Raw genomic sequence first — 3338 nt, 5'->3', positions numbered from 1 at the left:
AGGAGGGGCGCGAGACGCTCGCCGCCGCGCTCGGCGCACGCCCCAGCGAGGTGGTCCTCACCTCCGGCGGCACCGAGGCCGACAACCTCGCCGTCAAGGGCCTCTACTGGTCCCGCCGCGCCGCCGACCCGCGCCGCGTCCGGGTCCTCGCGAGCCCCGTCGAGCACCACGCGGTCCTCGACGCCGTCGACTGGCTCGCCGTCCACGAGGGCGCGACCGTCGAGTACCTGCCCGTGGACCACTACGGCCGGGTGCACCCCGAGGCCCTGCGCGAGGCCGTCGCCCGGGACCCCGGATCCGTCGCCCTCGCCACCGTCATGTGGGCCAACAACGAGATCGGCACCGTCATGCCGGTCCGCGAACTCGCCGACGTGGCCAACGAGTTCGGCGTGCCGCTGCACGCCGACGCCGTCCAGGCGGTCGGCCAGGTCCCGGTCGACTTCGCCGCCTCCGGTCTCGCCGCGATGACCGTCTCCGGCCACAAGATCGGCGGCCCCTACGGGATCGGCGCCCTCCTCCTCGGCCGCGAGCACACCCCCGTACCCGTCCTGCACGGCGGCGGACAGGAACGGCACGTCCGCTCCGGCACCCTCGACGTGCCGGCCGTCGCCGCCTTCGCCGTCGCCGCCGGCCACGCCGCCGAGCACCGCGAGGAGTTCGCCCGCGAGATCGGTGCCCTCCGCGACGCCCTCGTCGACGCCGTCCGGACCGCCGTCCCCGACGCCCTCCTCGGCGGCGACCCCGTCGACCGGCTCCCCGCCAACGCGCACTTCACCTTCCCCGGCTGCGAGGGCGACTCCCTGCTCCTCCTCCTCGACGCCGCCGGCATCGCCTGCTCCACCGGCTCCGCCTGCACCGCCGGCATCGCCCAGCCCAGCCACGTCCTGCTCGCCACCGGCACCGACCCCGACCTCGCCCGCGGCACCCTCCGCTTCACCCTCGGCCACACCTCCACGGAGGCGGACGTCACGGCGGTCGCCGAGGCCATCGGCCCGGCCGTCGCCCGCGCCCGCACCGCCGGCCTCAGCTGACGACGGCCCCCGGTTCCAGCCCGCTTCGGCGCGGGCCCGGAGTCCCGAGGTCCTGTCGCCGGGCCAGGCCGCCCACGGGCCCGGCGGTTTCAGCTGACGGCGGCCCGGGTTCCAGCCGGCGGCGGCCCGGCGACCCCGGCCGCCCGGCCCGTACCGCGGCGTCAGCCGGGCGTCCCCGGCCCGGCGGCCCGGGCCGGTGCGCCGCCGATCCGCGCGCGCTCCTTCGCCACCAGCTCCATGTACCGGTCCCAGTCCCAGTGCGGACCGGGATCGGTGTGGTCGGTGCCCTCCACCTCCACGTGCCCGATGATGTGCTCCCGGTCCACGGGTATCCCGTGCCGGGCGCAGATGTCGGCCGTCAGCCGCGCCGAGCCCGCGTACATCGCCGCCGTGAAGTCCTGCGGCCGGTCCACGAACCCCTCGTGCTCGATGCCGATGCTCCGCTCGTTCATGTCCCGGTTCCCGGCGTGGAAGGCCACGTCGAGCTCCCGCACCATCTGCGCCACGTGCCCGTCCTTGCGGACGACGTAATGCGTGGCCGCCCCGTGCAGCGGATCCCGGAAGACCTTCAGGGCCGTCGCGTAGCTGCCCTGCACGACGTGGATCACCACCCGGTCGACGGAGAAGTCGTCCGGTCGGTCGGCCCGCCGGGAGTTCGCCGCCGACGCCGCCCGCCACTCGGCCGGCTTGTGGTCCAGCTCGCCGTCGGTCCGCTCCTTCTCCATCCACGGCAGCCGCCACCACGCCCGCGCCAGCTCCTCACGGGCCAGCGCCGCCGTGCCCAGCACGGCGACCCCGCCCCCGAGCAGCACGGCGCGCCGCCCCACGTTCTTCCCCGGCTCGCTCCCCATGACTGCCAGAACGCTCACGACCGCCACGCCGGTTCCCGGCGCCCCGTACCCTGGTAGGGCTATGACTCAGACTCCGCCCCAGAGCCCCCGCACCCGCCCTCTCCGGGTACTCGCCGCCATGTCCGGCGGAGTGGACTCCGCCGTCGCCGCCGCCCGCGCGGTCGAGGCGGGCCACGACGTGACCGGCGTGCACCTCGCGCTCTCCGCGAACCCGCAGTCCTTCCGCACCGGAGCGCGCGGCTGCTGCACGATCGAGGACTCCCGCGACGCGCGCCGGGCGGCCGACGTCATCGGCATCCCGTTCTACGTGTGGGACCTCGCCGAGCGGTTCCGCGAGGACGTCGTGGACGACTTCGTCGCGGAGTACGAGGCCGGCCGCACCCCCAACCCCTGCCTGCGCTGCAACGAGAAGATCAAGTTCGCGGCGCTGCTCGACAAGGCCCTCGCGCTCGGCTTCGACGCGGTCTGCACCGGCCACTACGCCACCGTCCTGGTCAACGAGGACGGCACGCGCGAGCTGCACCGTGCCTCCGACATGGCCAAGGACCAGTCGTACGTCCTCGGCGTCCTGGACGAGAAGCAGCTCGCCCACGCGATGTTCCCGCTCGGCGACACCCTCACCACCAAGGACGAGATCCGGGCGGAGGCCGAGCGGCGCGGGCTCGCCGTCGCGAAGAAGCCCGACAGCCACGACATCTGCTTCATCGCCGACGGCGACACCCAGGGCTTCCTCGCCACCCGCCTCGGCAGGGCCGAGGGCGACATCGTGGACGAGTCGGGTACGAAGGTGGGCACCCACGAGGGCGCGTACGGCTTCACCATCGGCCAGCGCAAGGGCCTGCGCATCGGGCACCCCGCGCCGGACGGCAAGCCCCGCTACGTCCTCGACATCTCGCCCGTGAACAACACCGTCACGGTCGGACCCGCCGAGTCCCTCGACGTCACCGCCCTCACCGCGATCCGGCCCCGCTGGTGCGGCACCGCGCCCGAGGGCCCGGGCCGCTACACCGCCCAGCTCCGCGCCCACGGCGACGAGACACCCGTCTCGGCCACCCTGGAGGGCGGCGAACTGCGCGTCACCTTCGACGCGCCCGTCCGGGGCGTGGCCCCGGGCCAGGCGATCGTCCTCTACGACGGCACGCGCGTGGTCGGCTCGGCCACCATCGCCGCCACCACCCGCCGTACCCCCGCCGCGGCCTCCGCCGGAGCCTGAGCCGCCGGGCCCGCCCCCCGGCGGGCCCGGCGCGATCCGCGGGACAGCACCGGACCCCGCGCCTACGCCGCCGCCGCGTCCTCCGCCGCGAACTCCCGGAGGAACGCCGACAGGACCGGCGCCAGCACGTGCGGGGCCACCTCGTGGGTCTGGCCCGTCAGCGTCCGGTGCCGGGCCCGGGGGAGGGCCGCCGTGACGTCCCGGGCGGCGCGGCGGGCCGCGGCCGGGCTCGCGCCGCCGTCG

3 protein-coding genes and 1 pseudogene are annotated in these 3338 nt (G+C 75.8%); 2 read left to right on the top strand and 2 right to left on the bottom strand.

Features of this window, described 5'->3' with window-relative positions:
- Positions 1 to 1031: cysteine desulfurase family protein (locus tag RIF68_RS31905; protein ID WP_309054749.1), on the top strand; the 1031-nt coding region annotated here is incomplete at its 5' end.
- Between the two features lie 161 nt (positions 1032 to 1192).
- Here the strand turns inward: RIF68_RS31905 and RIF68_RS31900 are convergent.
- Entirely contained in the window at positions 1193 to 1882 is a 690-nt protein-coding gene (locus RIF68_RS31900) for an N-acetylmuramoyl-L-alanine amidase (RefSeq protein WP_309054750.1), read from the bottom strand.
- Between the two features lie 61 nt (positions 1883 to 1943).
- On the opposite strand from RIF68_RS31900, the gene mnmA reads away from it, so the two are divergent.
- Positions 1944 to 3095 (top strand): tRNA 2-thiouridine(34) synthase MnmA, encoded by a 1152-nt coding sequence (mnmA, locus tag RIF68_RS31895; protein WP_309054748.1) that lies wholly within the window; start codon positions 1944 to 1946, stop codon positions 3093 to 3095.
- A 62-nt stretch (positions 3096 to 3157) separates the two neighbouring features.
- On the opposite strand, the pseudogene RIF68_RS31890 reads toward mnmA, so the two are convergent.
- Positions 3158 to 3338 (bottom strand): annotated as a pseudogene (locus RIF68_RS31890) (alpha/beta hydrolase); the annotation flags it as partial.

It is taken from the genome of Streptomyces sp., assembly GCF_031178505.1.
Lineage (GTDB): Bacteria > Actinomycetota > Actinomycetes > Streptomycetales > Streptomycetaceae > Streptomyces > Streptomyces gulbargensis.
Note: the sequence above shows the minus strand (reverse complement) of the source record. Positions and strands in the feature narration are given on the sequence as shown.

What these genes read in the sequence shown, in the direction of transcription:
- RIF68_RS31900 (WP_309054750.1), bottom strand. Translation starts at nt 1,882, where the DNA reads ATGGGGAGCGAGCCGGGGAAGAACGTGGGGCGGCGCGCCGTGCTGCTC.
- mnmA (WP_309054748.1), top strand. Translation starts at nt 1,944, where the DNA reads ATGACTCAGACTCCGCCCCAGAGCCCCCGCACCCGCCCTCTCCGGGTA.